A 22,640-nucleotide genomic window follows, 5' to 3' on the forward strand; every position below is an offset into this window, starting at 1 on the left:
GCGCGCCGGGCGGGGAGGAGCGTGGCTTCTTATGAGGGGCGAACCAAGTTGCCCGAAGTGCGGTGGCCGGGTCAGAGCGCCCGGTCTCTTCTCCGACTCCTGGCAGTGCGAGGTGCACGGCGCTGTCTACCCTCTGCAGCCGGTGATCCCGCCCAGCGTCGAAGGCCTGACCGTGGTCGCGCGCCGGACGCGGGTGCCGGTGTGGATGCCGTGGCCGTTGCCGGTGGGGTGGCTGTTCACCGGGGTCGCCTCCGCCGGCGACGACCGCAGCGGGGGCCGGGCGACGGCCGTGGCCTGTTCGGGTCCCGGCCCGCTGGGCGGCATGGGTGAGCTCCTGCTGGTGGCCGAGGAGCTGGGAGTGGGGCTCGGCGCACGGTTCGCGGGCATCGACGGCCCGGACCCCGGCCCGCACATCGACGTATCGGCGCCGCCGCACGCCAAGGTGGTCGCGGCCGGCCGCCCGACACCGCTGTGGCACCTCAACGGAGCCCCCGACGACCGGGCCGTCTTCGCGGGAGAGGCGCGGGGCCTGTGGCTCTGGGCGATCGTCTGGCCGGAGCAGACGAGCCTGCTGATGTACGACGAGCTGGTCCTCACCGACCTCCGCGACGCGGGAGCCGAGATAGAGCTCCTGCCGTGCGGGGCGCTCAGCCCGCGCATCCTGGGACCCGGCTAGGCCGTCTCTTCCGGATCCCGCCGGCCGGGCGGAGCCGTAAGGGGCTGCCCGGCCCGCGGGCCCGCTGCCCGGGGGCTCCTTCGGCCCGGTTATCCTGGAGTGCCCCCCTTCCGTACCACCACCCCTGGAGCCCGGCTGTGCGCATCGACCTGCACACCCACTCCACGGCTTCCGACGGTACGGACACCCCCGCCGAGCTGGTGCGCAAGGCCGCCCGGGCGGGGCTGGACGTGGTCGCGCTGACCGACCACGACACCGTGCGGGGATACGCCGAGGCCATCGCCGCACTGCCCGCCGGGCTGACCCTGGTGACCGGCGCCGAGCTGTCCTGCCGGCTCGACGGGGTCGGGCTGCACATGCTCGCGTACCTCTTCGACCCCGAGGAGCCCGAGCTGGCCCGCGAGCGGGAACTCGTGCGCGACGACCGCACCCCGCGCGCCCAGGCCATGGTGGGCAAGCTCCAGGCGCTCGGCGTGGACGTCACCTGGGAGCAGGTGGCCCGGATCGCCGGCGACGGCTCCGTGGGGCGGCCGCACCTCGCGACCGCGCTGGTCGAGCTGGGCGTCGTGCCCACCGTCTCGGACGCCTTCACGCCCGACTGGCTCGCCGACGGCGGCCGCGCCTACGCCGAGAAGCACGAACTCGACCCGTTCGACGCCATCCGCCTGGTCAAGGCGGCCGGCGGCGTCACGGTCTTCGCCCACCCCGCCGCCGTCAAGCGCGGGCAGTGCGTGCCCGAGGCCGCGATAGCCGAGCTGGCGGCCGCGGGCCTGGACGGCATCGAGGTGGACCACATGGACCACGACACCGACACCCGCGCGCGGCTGCGCGGCCTGGCGGCGGACCTCGGACTGCTGACCACCGGCTCCAGCGACTACCACGGCAGCCGCAAGACCTGCCGGCTCGGGGAGTACACGACCGACCCCGAGATCTACGGCGAGATCACGCGCCGCGCGACCGGGGCCTTCCCGGTGCCCGGCGCCGGCGGACGCGAAAGCTAGCGAGCCCCGGGCTCCGCTCCACCCGTCCCACCCCTTTCTCTGCGCGTTCTTTTCGCGACACCCCTCTCCTGCAAGGCATCACTGTGTTCGACTTCGCCGTCTTCGGATCCCTTTTTCTCACGCTTTTTGTGATTATGGACCCCCCGGGGATCACGCCGATCTTCCTCGCCCTGACCTCCGGGCGGCCCGCCAAGGTGCAGCGCAAGATGGCCTGGCAGGCCGTCTGCGTGGCCTTCGGGGTCATCGCGGTCTTCGGGATCTGCGGCCAGCAGATCCTGGACTACCTGCACGTCTCCGTCCCGGCGCTGATGATCGCCGGTGGTCTGCTGCTCCTGCTCATCGCGCTCGACCTGCTCACCGGCAAGACCGACGAACCCAAGCAGACCAAGGACGTCAACGTCGCCCTCGTCCCGCTGGGCATGCCGCTGCTGGCCGGTCCCGGTGCGATCGTGTCCGTGATCCTGGCCGTGCAGAAGGCCGACGGGGTCGGCGGCCCGGTCTCGGTCTGGTGCGCGATCATCGCCATGCACGTCGTGCTGTGGCTGACCATGCGCTACTCGCTGGTGATCATCCGGGTCATCCGGGACGGCGGCGTGGTCCTGGTGACGCGGCTCGCCGGCATGATGCTCTCCGCGATCGCCGTCCAGCAGATCATCAACGGCGTGCTCCAGGTCGTACGCGGCGCCTGACGCGGCCGGCACGCCAGGCTGCCGTGGACATGCGAACGCCCCCGCACCGGTCCGGTGTGGGGGCGTCTACGTCCGTGCGGTGTGTCAGGGCGTCAGCAGGACGCCGTCGCAGCCGGTCGGATCAGGATGCGCTGGCCTATGGCCGCGGCCTGCTGCACGATCCGGTTGACGGAGGCCGCGTCCACGACGGTGCTGTCCACGGCGCTTCCGTCGACATCGTCCAGGCGCAGAATCTCGAAGCGCATGGGGCTTCTCCCTTCGTCGGTGTTTCTCCTTGCGTAGGTATAACGAAGTGTAGAGGGCAAACATTCCCTACGCTAAGGAAATTTTTTCACTCGCTAACTACTGAGGGTCGGGAGTCCCAGAACGCGGCCAGTGCCCTGGCCGTGACCTGCGGCTTCTCCGCGTTCGGCGAGTGCTCGGCGCCCTGGACGACCACACGAGAAGCGCTCAGGCGGTCCGCCATGTCGTCCATCAGCGGCACCGGCCAGGCGTAGTCGACGGCTCCGGACAGCACCAGCTTGGGGAGCGGCACGGCCGCCAGCTCCGCGACCCGGTCCGGCTCGCCGATCAGGACCCGCCCGGTCGCGATCAGCTGCTCGGGGACGGTGGCCAGCCACCGCTCGCGCAGGAACCGCGCCAGCTCGGGCGCATCCGGGACGGCGTCCGCGGGATCCTGGGCGCGCATCGCCTCCCACACCGCCGCCATGTCCTCGCGCAGCGCCTCCAAGGCAGCGACCAGCATCTTCGTACGCGCCTGCTGCTCCTCGGAGATCGCCGCGGGCCCGCTGCTCATCAGGGTGAGCGAGGCGAAGGGGGAGGCGTCGCGGAGCACGGCGGCGCGCGAGATCAGCCCGCCGAGGGAGTGCCCGACCAGGTGGACCGGGCCCGCGTCCAGCGCGGCGGCCTGCGCGAGGACGTCCCGCGCCAGCTCCTCCAGCGCGTACGCCGACTCCTCGCGCGGGCCCGCGCTCTCGTACTGGCCGCGGCCGTCGACGGCGACGACGCGGTAGCCGGCGTCGGCGAGCGGCTCCAGGAGGCCGATGAAGTCCTCCTTGCTGCCCGTGAACCCGGGGACCAGCAGGGCGGTCCCGCGCACGGGCGCACCGGCCTCGTGGACGGCGAACGCGCCACGGGCGGTGTCGAGGAGGTACGCGCGGGCGCGCGGGGGCAGGGTGAGGCGCGGCGGCTTGCTCATACGACTCACGTTACTGGCCGGTCGCCACGGCGGTTCCGCGGGAGGCCTGTACGCCGGTACGCCGATGGCCCGGCCCCCTGGACGGGGAGCCGGGCCATCGAACCGGTGCTTACGCCTCCGGAGCGGCCGCGGCCTTGCGGGTGCGGGTGCGCTTCGGCTTGGCCGGGGCCTCCTCGGCGACCGCGGCGGCCGGAGCCTGCGGAGCGGCCTCGGCGGCCTTGCGGGTCCGGGTGCGCGCGGGGCGGGCCTTGACCGGCTCCACGGGCGGGGCCATCTGGAAGTCCGGCTCCGGGGCCGCCTCGGCGACCTTGCGGGTCCGGGTGCGCACGGGGCGGGCCTTGACCGGCTCCACGGGCGCGGCCGTCTGGAAGTCCGGCTCCGGAGCGGCCTCGACGGCCTTGCGGGTCCGGGTGCGCTTCGGCTTGACCGGCGCCTCTTCGGCGGGGGCCTCGACCACGGCCGCCTCGGCGACGGCGGCGACGGCCTTGCGGGTGCGGGTGCGCTTCGGCTTGGCCGGAGCCTCCTCGGCCACCGCGACCGGAGCGGCCTCGACGACCGGAGCGGCCACCGCGACCGGAGCCGCCTCGACCACCGGAGCCGCCTCGACGACCGACACGGCCTCGACGGCCTGGGCCGGCACCGCGCCCACACGGGTGCGGCGGCGGCGCGGCCTGCGCGGTTCGTCGGCGGCCGGTGCCTCCGAAGCCTCGGCCACGGGAGCGGGAGCGGCGGCGGCCTCGGAGCCCAGCTCCGAACCGCCACGGGTACGGCGGCGCTGGCGCGGCGTACGGGTACGCGCGGGACGCTCCTCCGTCACCACGGCGGCGGCGGCCGGACCGCGGGAGCCGCGGCCACCGCGGCCGCCGGTCTCGCCCAGGTCCTCGACGTCCTCGGCCTTCAGGCCGGCCCGCGTGCGCTCGGCGCGCGGCAGGATGCCCTTGGTGCCGGCCGGGATGTCCAGCTGCTCGTACAGGTGCGGGGAGGTGGAGTACGTCTCGACCGGGTCGTGGAAGTCCAGCTCCAGCGCCTTGTTGATCAGCTGCCAGCGCGGGATGTCGTCCCAGTCGACCAGGGTGACGGCGATGCCCTTGTTGCCCGCGCGGCCGGTGCGGCCCACGCGGTGCAGGAAGGTCTTCTCGTCCTCGGGCGTCTGGTAGTTGATGACGTGGGTCACACCCTCGACATCGATACCGCGCGCGGCGACGTCGGTGCACACCAGCACGTCGACCTTGCCGTTGCGGAACGCGCGCAGCGCCTGCTCGCGCGCACCCTGGCCCAGGTCGCCGTGGACGGCGCCCGAGGCGAAGCCGCGCTTCTCCAGCTGCTCGGCGATGTCGGCCGCCGTGCGCTTGGTACGGCAGAAGATCATGGCCAGGCCGCGGCCCTCGGCCTGCAGGATGCGGGAGACGAGCTCCGGCTTGTCCATGTTGTGCGCACGGAAGACGTGCTGCGTGATGTTGGCGACGGTCGCGCCCTCGCCGTCCTCGGAGACGGCGCGGATGTGCGTCGGCTGCGACATGTACCGGCGGGCCAGGCCGATGACCGCGCCCGGCATGGTCGCCGAGAACAGCATGGTCTGACGCTTCGGCGGCAGGTAGTTCATGATCTTCTCGACGTCGGGCAGGAAGCCCAGGTCGAGCATCTCGTCGGCCTCGTCGAGGACCAGCGCGCGGACGTGCGAGAGGTCCAGCTTCTTCTGGCCGGCCAGGTCGAGCAGGCGGCCCGGGGTGCCGACGATGATGTCGACGCCCTTCTTGAGCGCCTCGACCTGCGGCTCGTACGCGCGGCCGCCGTATATGGCGAGGACGCGGACGTTGCGGACCTTGCCCGCGGTCAGGAGGTCGTTGGTGACCTGGGTGCACAGCTCGCGGGTCGGAACCACCACGAGGGCCTGCGGGGCGTCGGTCAGCTGCTCGGGCTTGGCCCGGCCCGCCTCGACGTCCGCGGGGACGGTGACCCGCTCCAGCAGCGGAAGGCCGAAACCGAGCGTCTTGCCGGTTCCGGTCTTGGCCTGGCCGATGACGTCCGTGCCGGAAAGGGCGACGGGGAGGGTCATCTCCTGGATCGGGAAGGGGGACACGATGCCGACGGCCTCGAGGGCTTCGGCGGTCTCGGGGAGAATCCCGAGGTCTCGGAACGTAGTCAGGGTGCTGCCTCTTCTGTGAGACGCGGCCCGAGGCGGCGAAGGGGGTCGTACCGTGCCTGGCTATGCCGTACTTCTACGTACGAAGCTGCGCGGGACCACTGCCGTCGCTCAAGCGCTCTTGCCGCTGAGGGGGCCCCTCGTGCGGGGAGGCACGCATGTGCGTACACACCACACCACTGAGGGCGGTCGGTTTGGAGCCGATCGGGCCACCGACCGGGCATCCTCATTCGGATGGCCCGCCGAGTATCCGGCAGGCGCATTACCACTGTACCCCGGAATCGCGCAGCTGTGTCGGGCGAATTCATCACCGCGGCACGTTTAGGCAGACCGGCAGTGACCAGGCGTGGTGACTTGAGACGCCATTCGGCGGGCTATTGTGCGGAGCATGTCGACCGTAGAAAACGCCACGCCCGCCGACGACGGCACCCCCGCCGAAGCCGTGGGCATCGCCGCCCAGGACTGGGCGGCCGCTTCCGCCTCGCCGCAGTACCGGGCCGCCGTCGTGGACCTGCTCGGCGCGCTCGCGTACGGAGAGCTCGCGGCCTTCGAGCGCCTCGCGGAGGACGCGAAGCTCGCGCCCACCCTCGACGACAAGGCCGAGCTCGCCGCCATGGCCTCCGCCGAGTTCCACCACTTCGAGCGGCTGCGCGACCGGCTCGCGGCGATCGACGTCGAGCCCACCGCCGCCATGGAGCCCTTCGCCAAGGGCGTGGACGACTTCCACCGCCAGACCGCACCCTCGGACTGGCTGGAGGGCCTGGTCAAGGCCTACGTCGGCGACTCGATCGCCAGCGACTTCTACCGCGAGGTCGCCAGCCACCTGGACACCGACACCCGCGCGCTCGTGCTCGGCGTGCTCGACGACACCGGCCACGGCAACTTCGCCGTGGAGAAGGTCCGCGCCGCCATCGAGGCGGACCCGCGCTGCGGCGGCCGCCTCGCGCTGTGGGCCCGCCGGCTGATGGGCGAGGCCCTCTCGCAGGCCCAGCGCGTGGTCGCCGAGCGCGACGCGCTCTCCACCATGCTCGTCGGCGGAGTCGACGGGATGGCCGCCGGTTTCGACCTCGCGGCCGTCGGCGAGATGTTCACCCGGATCACCAAGGCCCACACCAAGCGGATGGCGGCCCTCGGCCTCGCCGCGTAACACCCGGCGCCCGACGCAGGAAAGGCCCCGGCACGGATCATTCCGCGCCGGGGCCTTTCCCCTGTCGTGCGTCAGCCCCTATGTCAGGGGTCAGCCCCGGGTCGGGAGCGAAAACGGAGTCCGGTGCGGGGGCCTGCGGGGCCCGGCGGCGGGCCGGAGCAGCAGGGACAGCACCACCGCCGACACCAGCACGGCGCCGAGGAAGGTCGCGGTCAGGGTGTTGTGCCCGGGGCCGAGTGCGAAGTGCGTCAGATAGGCCCCGAACAGCGCCCCGAGCACCCCGCTGACCAGCACCACGCGCAGGGCGGGCAGCCGGCGGGCGAGCGTGCGGGCGGCTGTCGCGGACAGGGCCAGCCCCAGCAGGGCCGAGCCGAGCACTTCCATCAGCAGCATGAAGTCCCTCCCACACATCAGGGCAAACGCCGTCACTGCCGTCCTACCCGAAGCGGAAGACACGGAAACGGCCCGGCGGAATCAACCGCCGGGCCGTTTCAGACAGTTCTCGGCACGTCAGGTGCCAGGCGTCAGAGCGCTCCGAAGCCGACCTTGCGCGTGCTCGGCTCGCCCAGGTCGACGTACGACAGGCGGTCGGACGGCACCAGGACCTTGCGGCCCTTGGTGTCGGTGAGGCTGAGCAGCGGCGCCGTGCCGGACAGCGCGGCAGCGACGATGCTCTCCAGCTCCTCGGCGCTCAGGTCGCTCTCCAGCACGATCTCCCGGGGTGCGTGCTGCACGCCGATCTTGACCTCCACGGCTTTGTCCCTCCGACGGTCCGGTTCGCGCGATCAGCCGCGCCGTACGCGGTCCACATTAGCCCGGAGAGGGGACGGGAACCGCGCGGAGCGGACACGCTCGCAGCGAACAGCGCAGGCGGCCCTCCGCCGGTTCAGCCCTCGGAGCCCTGCTCGCTGCCGTGCTCGCTGCCGTGCAGCGGGAAACCCGCGATACCGCGCCAGGCCAGCGAGGTCAGCAGCCCCACCGCCGTGTCCCGGGCGACCGGGCTCTCGCTGGACAGCCAGTAGCGGGCCACCACCTGCGAGACCCCGCCCAGACCCACGGCCAGCAGCATCGACTCGTCCTTCGACAGGCCGGTGTCCTCGGCGATCACGTCGGAGATGGCCTCGGCGCACTGGAGCGAGACCCGGTCCACGCGCTCGCGCACGGCCGGCTCGTTCGTCAGGTCGGACTCGAAGACCAGCCGGAAGGCGCCGCCCTCGTCCTCCACGTACGCGAAGTAGGCGTCCATCGTCGCGGCCACGCGCAGCTTGTTGTCGGTCGTCGACGCGAGCGCCGTGCGCACGGCCAGCAGCAGGGCCTCGCAGTGCTGGTCCAGCAGCGCCAGGTAGAGGTCGAGCTTGCCGGGGAAGTGCTGGTACAGCACCGGCTTGCTCACGCCGGCCCGCTCCGCGATGTCGTCCATGGCCGCGGCGTGGTACCCCTGCGCGACGAAGACCTCCTGCGCAGCGCCCAGCAGCTGGTTGCGCCGGGCCCGGCGCGGCAGTCGCGTGCCCCGCGGACGCGCTGCCTCGGTCTGCTCGATGGCTGTCACGCCGCCTCCCACTTTCTCTAAGAACACAGTGCGCTCTGCGCCGCGCCGCCATCGTACTTTTCGGTAACCGAATCTGGTGGGTTCAGGCCGAGTTTTCTCGCGGTACGGACCGGTCGGACGCGCTGGTCAGCGGTAGTCGTCCTCGTCCAGGGGCACCACCTTGGCCTGCTCCACGGCGTCGCCGTCATTGGCCTCGCCGCGATCCACGCCGGTGACCCGGTCGTCGTCCTCCGACGGGCCCACCTCGGTCAGCTGCTCCGCCAGGTCCGCCTCGGGCGCCTCAGGGTCGACGACTTCCGGAAAGGGCTCCCGGAAGGTGTCCGGCTCCGCAGGGTCGACAGTCATGCCGCTCCCCTCGCTTCCTTGTGTTCAGTACGAGCCTAGGAGGCTTGCGGATACCCCGCTATGCGGATCGCCATGCGGCTGTGACCGCGAACACAAGGAGACCGGCGTGATCGTCTCGTAACATTGCCGCATGTCTTCGACCGAGCTGCCGGGTGTACGGTCCACCGCCGAACCCTCCGCCCCGGCGGGAGCGGTCCGGGTGGCCGAGGGAGAGCAGCTGCGCACCGTCGCGCTGCCCGGGCTGGAACTGGCCGTCCGGGTGCGCCCGCCTGTCCGTACGGATCTGCCGCCCGCGCTGTTCGTCCACGGACTCGGCGGTTCCTCGCAGAACTGGTCGGACCTCATGGAGCGGCTGGCGGACACCGTCGACGGCGAGGCCCTCGACCTGCCCGGCTTCGGCTGGTCCCCGCCGCCCGCCGGCAAGGACTACTCCGTCACGGCGTTCGCCCGCGCGGTCATCCGGTACCTCGACTCCGCCGGACGCGGGCCGGTCCACCTCTTCGGGAACTCCCTCGGCGGCGCCATTTCCACCCGCGTCGCCGCCGTCCGGCCCGACCTCGTGCGCAGCCTCACGCTGGTCTCGCCCGCCCTGCCCGAACTGCGCGTGCAGAAATCGGCCGTGCCGACCGCGCTGCTCGCCGTACCGGGGATGGCCGCGCTGCTGGGCCGGGTCGCGCAGGGCCTGACCGCCGAGCAGCGCACCCTGGGGGTGACGGAGCTCTGCTACGGGGACCCCTCGCGGGTGACACCGGAGGGGTTCCGCAACGCGGTCGCGGAGATGGAGCGGCGGATGGCGCTGCCGTACTTCTGGGAGGCCCTGACCCGCTCCTCGCGCGGCATCGTCGACGCCTATACCCTCGGCGGCCAGCACGGATTGTGGCGGCAGGCACAGCGGGTACTCGCACCGACCCTGCTGGTCTACGGTGGCAGGGACCAGCTCGTCTCGTACCGTATGGCGCGCAGGGCGGCCGCTGCCTTCCGGGGCTCGCGGCTGCTGTGCCTGCCCGAGGCGGGGCACGTGGCGATGATGGAGTACCCCGAGGTGGTGGCAGCCGCCTTCCGGGACCTGCTCCGAGATACCGAAGACGGCAGAGGCTGAGGACCGTGGGACGACATAGTCGCAAGGCGCCCGCACCTGCTCCCGCGCCCACGCCCGCGCCCGCACGGGCCCCTCGGCAGTACGGACAGCCCCACGAAGAGGCGTACGGGCAGTCGTACCGGCAGCCCCCCGTGCGGCCGCCGGAGTACGGGGAACGCACCCGGCCGTGGCCCGAACCCCCCGAAAGCACCGTCACGCACCAGGGATACGTGCCCGAGGAGCGGCCCGTCCCCGGCGGCCACCCCCAGCAGCACGAGCCCGGCGGCGCCTGGGGAGCCGGCTCCGGCTCCGTGTACGGGGACTGGCGCGGGGTCCCGCGCCCCCGGACCGCGACCGCTCTGATGGACGGCGACACCCCGGCCTACGGCACCCCTGCGGTCGGCTTCCCTCAGGTCACCCTGGGTGCGCCGGCCCCCGGCCCCGCCGCCGGACCGGTACCGGTCGCGGTCCCCGACCTCGATCCCGTCACCTCCACCGGTGCGCACCGCCGCGTGCCCGGCCCGCGCAAGCCGGCCGACGCACCCGTGGACCCGGACCGGCCCGGCTCCGGCCGCGGCACCAAGGCCCGCACCTACACCGGCATGGCCGCCGCCGCCGTCACCACCGTCCTCGCCGTCGTCGTCGCGGTCCACATGTCCTCGGACGGCGAGACCGTCCGGCGCGGCACGCTCACCGCCACCGACGACGGCCGGGCCGACGGGGCCGCCTCCCGTTCCGACGAGCGCCCGGTGCCCGAGGTGCCCGCGCAGGCACCCGCGCCCGCGCCGGAACTCACGTACGAGCAGAAGATGGCCCAGCGCCTGCCGATCGACGAGAAGCTGACCGGCTCCGGCGCCTTCGACACCGTGCCGGGCGTGGCCAAGGCCCCCGGCAAGGGCAAGCTCGTGCGCTACCGGGTCGACGTGGAGCAGGGCCTGGGCCTGGATCCGCAGCTGTTCGCCGAGGCCGTGCACCGCACGCTCAACGACGACCGCAGCTGGGGACACGGCGGCACGAAGACCTTCGAGCGGGTGCCGGGTGGCGAGGCCGACTTCGTCATCACCCTCGCCAGCCCCGGGACCACCGGGAAGTGGTGCGCCAAGTCCGGGCTGGACACCACCATCGACAACGTCTCCTGCGACTCCGCCGCCACCGACCGCGTGATGATCAACGCGTACCGCTGGGCCCAGGGCTCCGCCACCTACGGGCCGGACCAGATGCTGGCCTACCGTCAGATGCTCATCAACCACGAGGTCGGCCACCGGCTCGGAAACGGCCACGTGAACTGCCGCACGCCCGGCGCGCTCGCCCCGATCATGCAGCAGCAGACCAAATCGCTCGACATCGACGGCATCCAGTGCAAGCCCAACCCCTGGGTTTTCCCCGGCAGTTGACCGCACCCTTCCCCGCGTAGCGCGCTCGAACGCGAACCGTACGGGAAAGTTACGACTCTTCACCCCTTCCGGTGGCGCGACGGACAACCGTCCGTCGCGCCTTCCGTGTATCCGCTTGAGTTCTTCCGCGGCGGGTCGCCGGACCGACGGCGACCGCCTGAACGGGAGATCGGGGGTGCCACTCGTGCGGATCGGACTGCTCACGGAAGGTGGTTATCCGTATGCCACGGGAGAGGCGAGGCTGTGGTGCGACCGGCTCGTGCGCGGGCTCCCGCAGCACGAGTTCGAGCTCTACGCACTGAGCCGCAGCGCCGAGCAGGAACGCGCCAGGGTCCCGCTGCCCGCGCACGTCACCCGGGTGCGGACCGCCCCCCTGTGGGCCCCCGCCGACGACGGGCGCACGTACTCCCGGCGCGAGCGCCGGCGGTTCGCCGATGCCTTCCGGGAACTGGTCCACGGGATCTGCGCCGGTGAGGCACCCGCCTTCGCGGCCGGGCTGTACGCGCTCGCCGGACTCGCCCGCGAACAGGGCGGCCTGTACGCGGCACTGCGTTCCGAGCACGCCGTACGGGCGCTCGAGGCCGCCTGCCGCGCACCGGGCGCCGGGCTGACCGTGCAGATGGCGCAGGTGCCCGACCTGCTGGAGTTCGCGGACGAACTCGAGCGGATGCTGCGGCCGTTGTCCCTCGACTGGTACGAGGAGCCCGGCAGCCTCGGCGCGGTCGACGTCTGCCACGCGGCCGCCGGCGGGGTCGCGGCGCTCCCCGGGCTGCTGGCCAAACGCTTCTTCGGGGTCCCGCTGCTGGTCACGGAGTACGGGGTCCAGCTGCGGGCCCACTACCTCGAGCAGAGCCGCGACGCCCGGCCCGCCCTGCGGGCCCTGCTCGCGGCCTTCCACATCCGGCTGGCGGGCGAGATCTACGCCGGGGCCGACCTCCTGACCCCCGGGAACGCGCACGCCCGGCGCTGGCAGGAGCGGTGCGGGGCCACCCGCGACAAACTGCGGACGGTCTACCCCGGGATGGAGGCGGACCGATTCGCCACCGTCGGGGAGTCCGCGGACTGCGCGGATCCCGACACCCTCGTATGGGTCGGCCGGATCGAGCCCGCCAAGGACCTCATCGCCCTGCTGCACGCCTTCGCGGAGGTCCGCAAGGCCGCCCCGCAGACCCGCCTGCGCATCTTCGCCGCGGCCGCGGCCCCCGGCTACCTCGCCGACTGCCGCTCCCTGGCCGCCCAGCTCTTCCCCGACGAGGCCGCCGACGCCGTCACCGTCGGGGAGAACCCCGTCACCTTCGAGGAGATCGGCGGACCCGACGCGCCCACCGCGGCCGAGGCGTACGGCGCCGGGCGGGTCGTCGTCCTGTCCTCCGTGATCGAGGGCTTCCCGGTGACCCTGGCCGAGGCGATGCTCTGCGGCCGGGCCACCGTCTCCACCGACGTCGGCGCCGTCCGCGAGGTCATCGGCGGCACCGGGCTCGTCGTCCCGCCGCGCAACCCGCGGGCCCTGGCCGACGCCTGTCTTGCGCTGCTGCGGGATCCCGAGCGGGCGCAGCGGCTCGGCGCGGCCGCGCGGGCCCGCGCCCTGGAACTGTTCACGGTCGAACAGAACGTGGCCGCCTTCCGGGAGATCTACCTGCGGCTGCTCGCCGGTGCGTCCACCAGGCCGGACGGGGAGGTCCCGTTCGCGCGGCCCGCCGAAGCCCGGGTACCGGGCCACTGGACCAACCCCACCTGGGCCCGGCCCGTTCCGGAGGCGACGGTATGACCATCGTGGACCCGCCCACCGGTGCGGACCGCCTGCCGGGGCTCCGCGGGACCGGCTCCGACGGGGCTGAACCCGCCGGGCCCCCCGCCTCGCACGCCGGCGGGGCCGAAGCTCCGGGGCAGCATCCGGACCCGGGGGCCCGGGCACCCCACACCCGGGGGGCTGCGCCCCAGACGGGCCGGCGACGAAGCGGCGGTGATCCCGTCAAGGCGTTGCTGCACCGCCACCGCGCGCTGTGCGAACGGGCCGTCGATCCGCTCGAGATCGCCGCCGGGCTGGAGGCGCACGGGATCACCGACCGGACCGCCGCGCGGTTCCGGCACCGGGACGTCTTCTCGCTCGCCGAGGAGCTGTACGCCCGAACCCCGCACGGCGACGGGCCGGCCGCCGTGCCCGCCCGGGGGCCCGCCGGGCCGTCCGCGCTGCGCGGCCTCGGCTGCGCGCTGCTGCCCGGGGCCCTCGCGTTCGGCACGGCCGCCGCCGCGCCGGCCTGGGCCGGGCCCGCCGCCGTGGCCGCGACCGCCGCCGCGCTCGTGTGGCCCGGACGGGCCGCAGGCGGGCGGTTCCCCTACGCAGTGCACCTGCTCACCGCGGCCGTGGCCGGCTGGGCCGCGCACCGGCACGGCACCGCCCTCGCCCTCGGCCTCGCCCTGGCCGTCGCCCCCGGGCACCTGCTCGCCGCCGCCTTCGCCGCCCGGGCACGGGCCCGGGTCGCCGGGAGCCGCGCCCTGGAGGAGTTCGCGGAGCGGGTCCGGCCGCTGCTCCTCGCCGCCTGCGCCGTGTTCGCCGCGGCCGCCGCCGGGGCCGCCGCGCTCGCCGGAGCCGCGCCCGCGGCGGTGGTACCGCTGGCCCTGCTGCTGTTCCTGACCAGGCTGCTGCTCCGCCACGGCGCACACCGCGGCCCCGTCGCCGCGGCCCTGGCACTCGCCCTCGTCCCGGTCCCGGCAGCCGCTCCCGCGGCCGCCGCGGGACTCCTCGTACACGCGGTCCTCGCCCTGTCCCGCGCATCCGCCCATGCGCGGCCCCATCCACCGACCCGCAAGGAGAAACAGAAGATGACCGGCCAGCCAACCAACCAAGGGGCCACGCGATGAGGGTGCTGCTGATCGGAGCCAACGGATACCTCGGCCGCTACGTCGCCGACCGGCTGCTCGCCGACCCCGCCGTCCAGCTCACCGCGCTCGGCCGCGGCGACGACGCCGACGTCCGGTTCGACCTCGCCACCGGCAGCCCGGGTGCGCTGACCCGCTTCCTCGACGCCGTCCACCCCGGCGTCGTGATCAACTGCGCGGGCGCCACCCGCGGCGGAGCCCGCGAGCTCACCCGGCACAACACCGTGGCCGTCGCCACCATCTGCGAATCGCTGCGCCGCAGCGGCTGCGGGGCCCGGCTCGTCCAGCTCGGCTGCGCCGCCGAGTACGGGCCCAGCCAGCCCGGATCCTCCACGGCCGAGGACGCCGTGCCGAGACCGGGCGGGCCGTACGGGGTCAGCAAACTGGCCGCCACCGAGCTGGTGCTCGGCTCCGGTCTGGACGCCGTCGTGCTCCGGGTCTTCTCTCCCGTCGGCCCGGGCACCCCCGCCGGATCCCCCCTCGGCCGCCTCGCCGAGGCCATGAGGCGCGCGATGCAGTCCGGGGACGGGGAGCTCAAGCTCAGCGGGCTCGGCGTGCAGCGCGACTTCGTCGACGTACGGGACGTGGCGCGGGCGGTGCACGCCGCCTCCCTCTCCGCCGCCCAGGGCGTGGTCAACATCGGCACCGGCCGCGCGGTCCGGCTGCGCGACGCGGCCGCCGTACTGGCCCGGGTCGCCGGGTACGGCGGCGCCCTGCACGAGCTGGACGTCCCGCACGGCGGGGACCGGCAGCACCCGCACCCGGGCCGCCCGGCCGGTCTCGCCGCCATCGGCTCCCCCCGCTCCGAGGCCACCGCCGAACAGCTCGCCGCCGCGGCCCCCCAGCCGTACCCGTACCCCGACGGCTGCGGGGCCTGGCAGCAGGCCGACGTCCGCACCGCCCGCGACCGGCTCGGCTGGCGGCCCCGGATCAACCTGGAGGAGTCCCTCGCGGACATCTGGATGGAGGCGGCGTGCCGTATCTGACCACCCCGCCCGGGGCCGCCACGGCCGCCGCGACCGAGGCCGGCCGCCTCGGTCTCGGCATCCCCGGCTATGCGCACCCGCTGCTCGCCCCCGTCGAGTGGGCCGAGCTGACCCGCCCCGGCACCCCGCTGCACTGGGCCGTGCTCAACGTCACGGACGGCCCGGGCGGGCGCCCCGACCCGCACTGCACGGAGGCGGCCGCCAAGCTGCGCGGCGCGGCCGGCACCGGTCCCCGGCTCCTCGGCCACCTCGCGATGCGGGGCGGCGAGCGGTCCTTCGGGGAGCTGGTCTCCGACGCCCACCGCTTCCGCGACTGGTACGGGGTGGGAGGCTTCTACCTCGCCGGCGCTCCGGCGGACAAGGCCGAACTCGCCTCGGTGCGCCGGGTCGCCGACACCCTGCGCGGCCTCGGCGAGGACATGCGGATCGTGCTCGGGCACGGCACGCACCCGTACGAGGGCTACCTGGAGGCCGCCGACCAGCTGGTCACCTTCTCCGGGGCCTGGGCCGACTACCGCTGGTCGCAGGTCGCGGAGTGGACCGCCGACCATCCGCCGGAGCGGTTCTGCCACCTCGTCCACGGCGTGCCGCGCACGCACCTGGAGGAGGCCATGCGGATCGCCCGCTGGCAGGGAGCGGGCACCATCTGGTTCACCGACCGGCGCGGCGCGGCCGACCGCGACCCCTGGGCGTCCATGCCCGCGTACTGGGACGAAATCGTCTCGCGGATCGGGACGGGTGTCTTGGAATGAAGACGGGCGTGGCAGTGTTACGGGAAGAACCACCGTTCAGACGTCACCATCTACGGAGTCCCCGTGTCGCTGCCACCCCTGGTCGAGCCAGCTGCTGAGCTCACCGTTGACGAGGTTCGTCGGTACTCCCGCCACCTGATCATCCCGGATGTGGGGATGGACGGCCAGAAGCGCCTGAAGAACGCCAAGGTGCTGGCCGTGGGCGCGGGCGGTCTCGGCTCGCCCGCCCTCATGTACCTGGCCGCGGCCGGCGTCGGAACGCTGGGCATCGTGGAGTTCGACGAGGTGGACGAGTCGAACCTGCAGCGCCAGATCATCCACAGCCAGGCGGACATCGGCCGTTCCAAGGCCGAGTCGGCCCGCGACAGCGTGCTGGGCATCAACCCGTACGTGAACGTGGTCCTTCACGAAGAGCGGCTCGAGGCCGAGAACGTGATGGAGATCTTCAGCCAGTACGACCTCATCGTCGACGGCACGGACAACTTCGCCACGCGCTACCTGGTCAACGACGCCTGCGTGCTGCTGAACAAGCCGTACGTGTGGGGCTCGATCTACCGCTTCGACGGCCAGGCCTCGGTCTTCTGGTCCGAGCACGGCCCGTGCTACCGCTGCCTGTACCCGGAGCCCCCGCCGCCGGGCATGGTCCCGAGCTGCGCCGAGGGCGGCGTGCTGGGCGTGCTCTGCGCGTCCATCGGGTCCATCCAGGTCAACGAGGCGATCAAGCTCCTCGCGGGCATCGGCGAGCCGCTGGTCGGCCGCCTGATGATCTACGACGCCCTGGAGATGCAGTACCGCCAGGTCAAGGTCCGCAAGGACCCGGACTGCGCGGTCTGCGGCCCGAACCCGACCGTCACCGAGCTCATCGACTACGAGGCCTTCTGCGGCGTCGTGTCGGAGGAGGCCCAGGAGGCGGCTGCCGGCTCGACGATCACTCCCAAGCAGCTCAAGGAGTGGATCGACGAGGGCGAGAACATCGAGATCATCGACGTCCGCGAGATCAACGAGTACGAGATCGTCTCGATCCCCGGCGCGAAGCTGATCCCCAAGGGCGAGTTCCTGATGGGCACCGCCCTCCAGGACATGCCGCAGGACAAGCGCATCGTCTTGCATTGCAAGACGGGTGTCCGCAGTGCGGAAGTCCTCGCGGTCCTGAAGTCCGCGGGCTTCTCCGACGCGGTCCACGTCGGCGGCGGCGTGATCGGCTGGGTCCACCAGATCGAGCCCGAGAAGCCGGTCTACTAAGCAGTCGCCCGAAGGGGCCGTACCGCGCGGGATGCGCGGTACGGCCCCTTCGGCGTGCCGTGGGCCTGCCGGGGCGGGCCGGGGCGGGCCGGGGCGGGCGGGTCAGGCGGGTCAGGCGGGGGATCGGGTCGGGGGCTGGGTCGAGGGCCCGGTCGGGGTCTCGGACGCGGTGCAGACCGTGCCGGCGGCGGGCTGCTTCCCCTCCAGCAGGTACGCGTTCACCGCCTCCTGCACGCAGGGGTCGCCGCTGTTGTACGCGCCGTGCCCCTCGCCCTTGTAGGTGAGCTCCACGCCGACGCCCGGGCCGAGCCGCTCCACCATGCGGCGGGCGCCCTCGTACGGGGTGGCCGGGTCGCCGGTGTTGCCGATCACCAGGATCGGGGCGGCCCCCGGGGCGGACACGTCCGGGGTCTCCGAGGCGCCCGTGACCGGCCAGTCGGTGCAGCTCATCATCGCCCAGCCGAGGAAGTCGCCGAAGACGGGCGAGGCCGAACGGAACGCCGGCAGCTTGGCCTTGGTCTCGGCCAGGGTGTAGCGGTCCTTGGTGTCGGCGCAGTTGATGGCGGTGTTCGCCGCGCCGATGTTGCTGTAACGCCCTTGCTCGTCACGGCCGTTGAGGGCGTCGGACAGGGCGAGCAGCAGCTGGCCCTGCCCGCCGTCCGCCTCGTCGAGGCCCTGCTCCAGCAGCGGCCACAGCTCCTGTGAGTACAGGGCCTGGGCGATGCCGTTGGTCGCCTGGCTCTCGGTGAGCGGCCGGTCGCCGATGCCGGCGATGGGCTTGGCGGACAGGTCCTTCTGCAGCTTGATGATGTTGGCTTCGATCTCCTTGGCGGTGCTGCCCTGGAGCTTGCACTCGTCGCCGCGGTCCACGCAGTCCTGCGCGAAGTTGCCGAGGGCGAGCTGGAAGCCCTTCGCCTGGCCGAGCGCGCTGCCCTCGGCGGTCTTGGTCGGATCCACGACGGCGTCGAAGACGGCCCGCCCGACGTTCGAGGGGAAGAGGTGGGCGTAGACCCCGCCGAGCTCGGTTCCGTAGGAGATGCCGAAGTAGTGCAGCTTCTCGTCGCCGAGGGCCTGGCGGATGCGGTCCATGTCGCGGGCGGCGTTGGGGGTGCCGACGTGGGGGAGCAGCTTGCCGGAGTTCTTCTCGCAGGCCCGCCGGTAGTCGCGGATGTTCTTGACGAAGGCCTGCTCCTCCGGCGCGGAGTCGGGGGTGGAGTCCTCGGCGTAGTACTTGTCCAGCTGCTTGTCGTCCTCACAGCGGACGGGGACGCTGCGGCCCACCCCGCGGGGGTCGAAGCTGACCAGGTCGTACCGGGCGCGCAGGGCCTCGTACTCCTTGGCGGCGCCGGGGAGGGTGGTGATGCCGGAGCCGCCGGGGCCGCCGAAGTTGAAGACGAGCGAGCCGATGCGGTTTTTCCGGTCGCGGGCCTTGGCCCGGATCAGGGCGATCGGGAGGGTCTCGCCCTCGGGTTTCGCGTAGTCGAGGGGGACGTCGAGGGTGGCGCACTGCCAGTCCTTGGGCGGGGCCTGGCCGCCGCCCTCCAAGGGGGTGGGGGCCGGGCACTCGCCCCACTTGAGGGGCTTGACCTCCTTGGCCCCGTCGGCCTGCGTCTTCTTCCCGTCGCCGTCGCCGGAGCAGCCGCCGGTGGTGAACAGGGTGGCGGCCAGTGCGGCGGCGGTAGTGACCCGCAAGACGTTTCTCGGCATGCCCCCATCCTCTGCGGCCCCGGCCGCCCGCGCTTCCGCGCTGACCCATACGGGGGGCGGCCCGCCGGTCCCGCCCGCCCGGTGGGACGGCAGGACGTCGCCGGGACGGCGGGACGGCGGGACGGCGGGACGGTCAGGCGGCCAGCAGCTGCCTGGCCGCCCCGCGGCCCGTGGCGACGCAGGCGGCCACGCCCACGCCCTCGTACGCGGCTCCGCACAGGGCGAGGCCCGGGAGCTTCGCGGCGGCTCCGCGGATGCGGGCCACGCGCTCGTGGTGGCCGACGCCGTACTGCGGCCCCCGGTCCCAGCGCGTCACCCGAGCGGTGAGGGGCTCGCCCGCCGCGCCGACCGCGGAGCGGGCCAGGAGTTCCTCCTCGCAGGTGCGGGTCCGGGGCGGAGCCCGGGCCGCGCCGGCGCAGCCGAACCCGGACCCGGACCCGCACCCCGTACACCGAGCCGGAGGCTAGATCGCTTCCTTGCGGGTCAGGAAGTTGAACGAGATCCACCCCGGCAGCACCGGCAGCCAGAAGGTCATCAGACGGAACAGCAGGACCGCCGAGATGGCGACCTCCTTCTCCAGGCCCGCCGCGATCAGCCCCAGCGTCAGCGTGGTCTCCACCGCGCCCATACCGCCCGGCGTCGGCGCCGCCGACCCCAGCGCGTTGCCCGCGAGGAACACCACCGCGATGCTCGCGTAGCTGATGGCCTGGCCGCCCCCGAACGCCCGGATCGACGCGTCCAGGCACATCACGAAGCAGCCCGTCAGCAGCAGCATCCCGCCGATGCCGGTCACCAGCTTCTGCGGCCGCTGGAGCACGTCCAGCATGCGCGGCACGACCCCGGCGAACAGCGCCCGCACCCGCGTCGCGACGAACTTCCGCATGAACGGGACCGCCGTCACCACCAGCACCAGCACCGCCACCGTCAGCAGACCCGCGATGACCGTCCGCGACGGGGTCATCTCCGGGGTCTTCTCGGTGCCCGTCAGATAGCCGAAGGACAGCAGCAGCAGGATGTGGCTCGCCAGCCCGAACAGCTGCGAGGCGCCCACGCTCGCGACCGCGAGCCCCGGCCGGACCCCCGCCCGCTGGAGGAACCGCGTGTTCAGCGCGACACCGCCCACCGCGGCCGGAGCCACCAGCTTCACGAACGACCCGGCCACCTGCGCGACCACGGTCCGCAGGAACGGCACCCGCTCGGGCACGAAGCCCAGCAGGCTCATCGCCGCCGCGACGTAGCTCAGCGCCGAGAACGCCAGCGCCGCCCCGACCCAGCCCCACTGGGCCTCGCCGATGATGGTCGCGAAGTCCACGTGCGCGAGCTGCGTCAGCAGGAAGTACGCACCGAACGCGCCCGCGATGAACGACACCAGCGTGCGCGGCCGGATCCGCTCCAGCCGGGCCGGCTCCACCGGCGCCTGCGGGCGGATCAGCAGCACCTGCTGGCGGATCTGGCTCAGCAGGTCCTCCTCGCGGGCCCCGTCCAGCGCGTCGTCCAGCGCCTTCTTCTCGGCCTTGCGGTCCGCGGCGGGGCTGGTGACGGAGGCGTCCGCCTCGCGCGCCGCCTTCGCCGCCCGCGAGGACTCGAGTACGGCCTCCCGCTGCCGGTCGGCCCGCTCCCGGGCCAGCTTGCGCAGCGTGGCCCGGGTGGAACGGCTCAGCGCGATCGGCTGGAGCAGCGGCAGGCAGTCCGCCACCGCGTCCGGGCCGAGCACCGACACCGCCGAGGCCACCGCCCGCTCCGCGCCGACCCGCAGGCCGAGCGTGGTGAGCAGCTGGGCGATGTCCATCCGGAGCACCAGGTCGCCCGCCGCGATCTCGCCGCCGCGCAGGTCGGTGAGGATGACCTTGCCGGAACGATCCACCACCAGGGCGTCTCCGGTCAGCCGCCGGTGCGCGATCCGCCGCGACTGCAGCGCCCGCACCTGCTCCCAGGCGTTGCGGCTCAGCCCGTCGGTGATCTCCTCGTCGGAGAGGGAGTCCAGGGTCCGGCCGCCCAGGTGCTCGTACACGAGCATCACGGCGTCCGGGCCGAGCTCCGAGGTGGCGATCAGCTTCGGCGCGTTCGCCCCGGCCGCGATCGCGGCGTACGCGAGCAGCGCCTCCTGCTCCAGCGCCTGGCGCAGCGACTGCAGGCTGCGCCGGGTGGTGATGCCCCGCAGGGTGAGCCGGCGCCAGACCCGGTAGAAGAAGCCCTGGGCCTGCTGCTCGCGGTCGACGACGGTGACGTCGAGCGGCGGGCCGTCCTCCAGGGTGACGTGGTAGCGCCGCCCCCGGTCGCTGACCTCGGAGGCCTCCGGGCCGCCCTCGGTGACCTCGGCGCGCATCGCGCTGACCGGCCGGAAGCCGACCCGGCGCAGTCCCGCGAGGAGCGTCTGCCCGGTGGGGCGCACATTGGGCGAGCCGACGGCGTACAGCGTCCCGTACGCGACGCTCCAGCCGATCAGCACGGTCAGGATGATCGAGAAGGGCGTGGTGTAGCCGCTGACCAGCATCGTGAACGCGTCGAGCAGGAGGACCACCCACAGCGCGACGCGCCAGTGCGGCCTGCGGGTCATCCCCACGGCGCACATGTACGCGATCACGGGCGCGAGGTAGCCGTGCACCGGATCGGTGAGGGGCCCGCCGGCCCCGGCCGACCGGGTGAGGGCTTCCTGGATGGTGGCCGGGGCGGCCTGCGAGACCCACAGGTCGGTGGCGAGGGTGAGCCCGTGCGCGAGGACGGCGGCGAGCACGCCGTCGGCGATGCGCAGCCCGTCGCGTTTGATCAGCCGCTCGATGGCGAAGGCCACCGGGAGCAGCAGCACCGCGATGCTCGACACCAGCGCGGCGACCTTGATCAGCAGGTCGGGGGCGGCCCCGGTGCCCTTGTTGATGTCCTCCTCGAGGCCCACCGTGGTGCCGTGGGCGAAGGCGGCGATGGCGAGGACGACTGCGATGCCGAGCATGCCGACGAGCAGGCGTACGAGGTCGGACGGGCGGTGCACACGGGCGGCGAGCAGCGGTTCGTCGACCTCGACCCGGTCGGCTTCGTTGGGGTCGTGCCCGTGCGAACCCTCCGCGCCCTCGCCGCTGACGGATCCTCGGCCGGAGCCGGAGCCGGAGCCGGAGCCGGAGCCGGAGCCGGACCCGGTGCCGCTGCCGGGCAGGGGTCCGGGCCGGGGGGCGGGGCCGTCGTCTGGGCGCGTCGCGTCGTCGTCCGCCGTCGCGCCGTCCGGAGGGCTCACACCCTGCTCCTTCGTCGTCACTTCCGTCTCTTCTTGATCACGTATCACCAGTCACCGCCCGCAAGATGGTGGCACGGACCGGCCTGCAAGCGGGGCATCAGGGTGCGCGCCGGTACGGAACCTTGTCCTCCGCCACCGGAGGGCCGCCGTGCTGCACCATGGGCCGAATGAGCGAGGAGCTGCCCGCGTACGCGGAGCACGTGCTGGAGGTGGCCGAGCGTATTCCGCCCGGCCGGGTGATGACGTACGGAGACATCGCCGAGTGGCTCGGCGAGGGCGGACCGCGCCAAGTCGGGCGTGTCATGGCCCTGTACGGAGGCGCCGTGCCCTGGTGGCGCGTGGTGCGCGCGGACGGCGTACCGCTGCCCGGCAGCGAGCGCCGCGCCCTGGAGCACTACCGGGCCGAGGCCACCCCGCTGCGCCTGACGGCGGGCGGCGAGCCGCGGCTCGACATGCGCCGGGCACGCTGGGACGGCGGCGGGGACCGCGACGAGGCTCACACCTGACAGCTTCGGCCATGTGCGGCCGGTACGGGCGGTCGAGCGCCCGGGCGAAGGACCGTCCGGGGGACGGGGACGCACTGCGCGGCGCCGCCCGGTTGCCGTAGCGTTGCCTCTTCCGCTCCGG

At 73.4% G+C, this 22,640-nt stretch carries 22 protein-coding genes; 12 read left to right on the plus strand and 10 right to left on the minus strand.

The genetic code is table 11. The features are described 5' to 3' along the window. The first annotated feature begins 31 nt into the window (after window positions 1-31). From ACZ6I1_RS25095 to ACZ6I1_RS25105, 3 genes are all read left to right on the plus strand, one after another. Window positions 32-676, plus strand: a complete 645-nt coding sequence (locus ACZ6I1_RS25095) for a DUF6758 family protein (RefSeq protein WP_469290693.1) — start codon at window positions 32-34, stop codon at window positions 674-676. Between the two features lie 137 nt (window positions 677-813). Then, window positions 814-1,677: a PHP domain-containing protein gene (locus tag ACZ6I1_RS25100; RefSeq protein ID WP_469290695.1), complete on the plus strand. Its 864-nt coding sequence runs from the start codon at window positions 814-816 to the stop codon at window positions 1,675-1,677. Between the two features lie 83 nt (window positions 1,678-1,760). After that, on the plus strand, window positions 1,761-2,366 hold the full coding sequence (locus tag ACZ6I1_RS25105; RefSeq protein WP_469290697.1) for a MarC family protein: 606 nt from the start codon (window positions 1,761-1,763) through the stop codon (window positions 2,364-2,366). Between the two features lie 92 nt (window positions 2,367-2,458). Here ACZ6I1_RS25105 and ACZ6I1_RS25110 read toward each other — a convergent pair whose 3' ends face one another. The 3 genes from ACZ6I1_RS25110 to ACZ6I1_RS25120 all read right to left on the minus strand — a co-directional run bounded on the left by ACZ6I1_RS25110 (window position 2,459) and on the right by ACZ6I1_RS25120 (window position 5,644). Then, window positions 2,459-2,611 carry a hypothetical protein gene (locus tag ACZ6I1_RS25110; protein ID WP_469290699.1) on the minus strand — a complete coding sequence of 51 codons (153 nt, stop codon included), beginning with the start codon at window positions 2,609-2,611 and terminating at the stop codon, window positions 2,459-2,461. Between the two features lie 86 nt (window positions 2,612-2,697). Continuing rightward, window positions 2,698-3,564, minus strand: a complete 867-nt coding sequence (locus tag ACZ6I1_RS25115; protein WP_469290702.1) for an alpha/beta fold hydrolase — start codon at window positions 3,562-3,564, stop codon at window positions 2,698-2,700. Window positions 3,565-3,673: 109 nt separating this feature from the next. Beyond that, window positions 3,674-5,644 carry a DEAD/DEAH box helicase gene (locus tag ACZ6I1_RS25120; protein WP_469290704.1) on the minus strand — a complete coding sequence of 657 codons (1,971 nt, stop codon included), beginning with the start codon at window positions 5,642-5,644 and terminating at the stop codon, window positions 3,674-3,676. Between the two features lie 451 nt (window positions 5,645-6,095). On the opposite strand from ACZ6I1_RS25120, the gene ACZ6I1_RS25125 reads away from it, so the two are divergent. Continuing rightward, complete coding sequence (locus ACZ6I1_RS25125) at window positions 6,096-6,854, plus strand: ferritin-like fold-containing protein (protein WP_469290706.1); 759 nt, start codon at window positions 6,096-6,098, stop codon at window positions 6,852-6,854. Window positions 6,855-6,944: 90 nt separating this feature from the next. Here the strand turns inward: ACZ6I1_RS25125 and ACZ6I1_RS25130 are convergent, their stop codons facing one another. From ACZ6I1_RS25130 to ACZ6I1_RS25145, 4 genes are all read right to left on the minus strand, one after another. After that, window positions 6,945-7,247: a hypothetical protein gene (locus ACZ6I1_RS25130; RefSeq protein WP_469290708.1), complete on the minus strand. Its 303-nt coding sequence runs from the start codon at window positions 7,245-7,247 to the stop codon at window positions 6,945-6,947. A 131-nt stretch (window positions 7,248-7,378) separates the two neighbouring features. Beyond that, window positions 7,379-7,606, minus strand: a complete 228-nt coding sequence (locus tag ACZ6I1_RS25135) for a DUF3107 domain-containing protein (protein WP_069921827.1) — start codon at window positions 7,604-7,606, stop codon at window positions 7,379-7,381. Window positions 7,607-7,740: 134 nt separating this feature from the next. Continuing rightward, entirely contained in the window at window positions 7,741-8,403 is a 663-nt protein-coding gene (locus ACZ6I1_RS25140; protein WP_469290711.1) for a TetR family transcriptional regulator, read from the minus strand. Window positions 8,404-8,529: 126 nt separating this feature from the next. Continuing rightward, window positions 8,530-8,748, minus strand: a complete 219-nt coding sequence (locus tag ACZ6I1_RS25145; RefSeq protein WP_469290712.1) for a hypothetical protein — start codon at window positions 8,746-8,748, stop codon at window positions 8,530-8,532. A gap of 130 nt (window positions 8,749-8,878) precedes the next feature. Between ACZ6I1_RS25145 and ACZ6I1_RS25150 the strand changes: the two genes are divergently transcribed. The 7 genes from ACZ6I1_RS25150 (at window position 8,879) to moeZ (ending at window position 17,080) form a co-directional block, all read left to right on the plus strand. Beyond that, on the plus strand, window positions 8,879-9,847 hold the full coding sequence (locus ACZ6I1_RS25150) for an alpha/beta fold hydrolase (RefSeq protein WP_469290714.1): 969 nt from the start codon (window positions 8,879-8,881) through the stop codon (window positions 9,845-9,847). 5 nt (window positions 9,848-9,852) lie between these two features. After that, complete coding sequence (locus ACZ6I1_RS25155) at window positions 9,853-11,220, plus strand: DUF3152 domain-containing protein (protein WP_469290716.1); 1,368 nt, start codon at window positions 9,853-9,855, stop codon at window positions 11,218-11,220. A 184-nt stretch (window positions 11,221-11,404) separates the two neighbouring features. Further along, window positions 11,405-12,988 carry a GT4 family glycosyltransferase PelF gene (gene pelF, locus ACZ6I1_RS25160; RefSeq protein ID WP_469290718.1) on the plus strand — a complete coding sequence of 528 codons (1,584 nt, stop codon included), beginning with the start codon at window positions 11,405-11,407 and terminating at the stop codon, window positions 12,986-12,988. A gap of 212 nt (window positions 12,989-13,200) precedes the next feature. Next, complete coding sequence (locus ACZ6I1_RS25165; protein ID WP_469290720.1) at window positions 13,201-14,082, plus strand: hypothetical protein; 882 nt, start codon at window positions 13,201-13,203, stop codon at window positions 14,080-14,082. After that, entirely contained in the window at window positions 14,079-15,086 is a 1,008-nt protein-coding gene (locus ACZ6I1_RS25170) for an NAD-dependent epimerase/dehydratase family protein (protein ID WP_469290722.1), read from the plus strand. Before ACZ6I1_RS25165 ends, ACZ6I1_RS25170 begins: the two co-directional genes overlap by 4 nt. Further along, window positions 15,074-15,838 carry a spherulation-specific family 4 protein gene (locus ACZ6I1_RS25175; protein ID WP_469290724.1) on the plus strand — a complete coding sequence of 255 codons (765 nt, stop codon included), beginning with the start codon at window positions 15,074-15,076 and terminating at the stop codon, window positions 15,836-15,838. Before ACZ6I1_RS25170 ends, ACZ6I1_RS25175 begins: the two co-directional genes overlap by 13 nt. 63 nt (window positions 15,839-15,901) lie before the next feature. After that, window positions 15,902-17,080, plus strand: coding sequence for an adenylyltransferase/sulfurtransferase MoeZ (gene moeZ / locus ACZ6I1_RS25180; RefSeq protein WP_469290726.1), 1,179 nt, complete (start codon window positions 15,902-15,904; stop codon window positions 17,078-17,080). A gap of 111 nt (window positions 17,081-17,191) precedes the next feature. On the opposite strand, the gene ACZ6I1_RS25185 is transcribed toward moeZ, so the two are convergent. From ACZ6I1_RS25185 to ACZ6I1_RS25195, 3 genes are all read right to left on the minus strand, one after another. Then, window positions 17,192-18,787 (minus strand): alpha/beta hydrolase, encoded by a 1,596-nt coding sequence (locus ACZ6I1_RS25185; RefSeq protein ID WP_469290728.1) that lies wholly within the window; start codon window positions 18,785-18,787, stop codon window positions 17,192-17,194. Window positions 18,788-18,920: 133 nt separating this feature from the next. Then, window positions 18,921-19,103, minus strand: coding sequence for a hypothetical protein (locus ACZ6I1_RS25190; protein ID WP_469290730.1), 183 nt, complete (start codon window positions 19,101-19,103; stop codon window positions 18,921-18,923). 147 nt (window positions 19,104-19,250) lie between these two features. Next, a complete protein-coding gene (locus ACZ6I1_RS25195; RefSeq protein ID WP_469290732.1) occupies window positions 19,251-22,013 on the minus strand; it encodes a lysylphosphatidylglycerol synthase transmembrane domain-containing protein in 2,763 nt (920 codons plus the stop codon). 167 nt (window positions 22,014-22,180) lie between these two features. Between ACZ6I1_RS25195 and ACZ6I1_RS25200 the strand changes: the two genes are divergently transcribed. Next, window positions 22,181-22,519 carry an MGMT family protein gene (locus tag ACZ6I1_RS25200; RefSeq protein ID WP_469290734.1) on the plus strand — a complete coding sequence of 113 codons (339 nt, stop codon included), beginning with the start codon at window positions 22,181-22,183 and terminating at the stop codon, window positions 22,517-22,519. Window positions 22,520-22,640: the final 121 nt, after the last annotated feature.

It is taken from the genome of Streptomyces sp. NPDC046303, from assembly GCF_055588085.1.

What these genes read in the sequence shown, in the direction of transcription:
- ACZ6I1_RS25095 (WP_469290693.1), top strand. Translation starts at nt 32, where the DNA reads ATGAGGGGCGAACCAAGTTGCCCGAAGTGCGGTGGCCGGGTCAGAGCG.
- ACZ6I1_RS25110 (WP_469290699.1), bottom strand. Translation starts at nt 2,611, where the DNA reads ATGCGCTTCGAGATTCTGCGCCTGGACGATGTCGACGGAAGCGCCGTG.
- ACZ6I1_RS25115 (WP_469290702.1), bottom strand. Translation starts at nt 3,564, where the DNA reads ATGAGCAAGCCGCCGCGCCTCACCCTGCCCCCGCGCGCCCGCGCGTAC.
- ACZ6I1_RS25125 (WP_469290706.1), top strand. Translation starts at nt 6,096, where the DNA reads ATGTCGACCGTAGAAAACGCCACGCCCGCCGACGACGGCACCCCCGCC.
- ACZ6I1_RS25130 (WP_469290708.1), bottom strand. Translation starts at nt 7,247, where the DNA reads ATGCTGCTGATGGAAGTGCTCGGCTCGGCCCTGCTGGGGCTGGCCCTG.
- ACZ6I1_RS25145 (WP_469290712.1), bottom strand. Translation starts at nt 8,748, where the DNA reads ATGACTGTCGACCCTGCGGAGCCGGACACCTTCCGGGAGCCCTTTCCG.
- ACZ6I1_RS25150 (WP_469290714.1), top strand. Translation starts at nt 8,879, where the DNA reads ATGTCTTCGACCGAGCTGCCGGGTGTACGGTCCACCGCCGAACCCTCC.
- ACZ6I1_RS25170 (WP_469290722.1), top strand. Translation starts at nt 14,079, where the DNA reads ATGAGGGTGCTGCTGATCGGAGCCAACGGATACCTCGGCCGCTACGTC.
- ACZ6I1_RS25185 (WP_469290728.1), bottom strand. Translation starts at nt 18,787, where the DNA reads ATGCCGAGAAACGTCTTGCGGGTCACTACCGCCGCCGCACTGGCCGCC.
- ACZ6I1_RS25200 (WP_469290734.1), top strand. Translation starts at nt 22,181, where the DNA reads ATGAGCGAGGAGCTGCCCGCGTACGCGGAGCACGTGCTGGAGGTGGCC.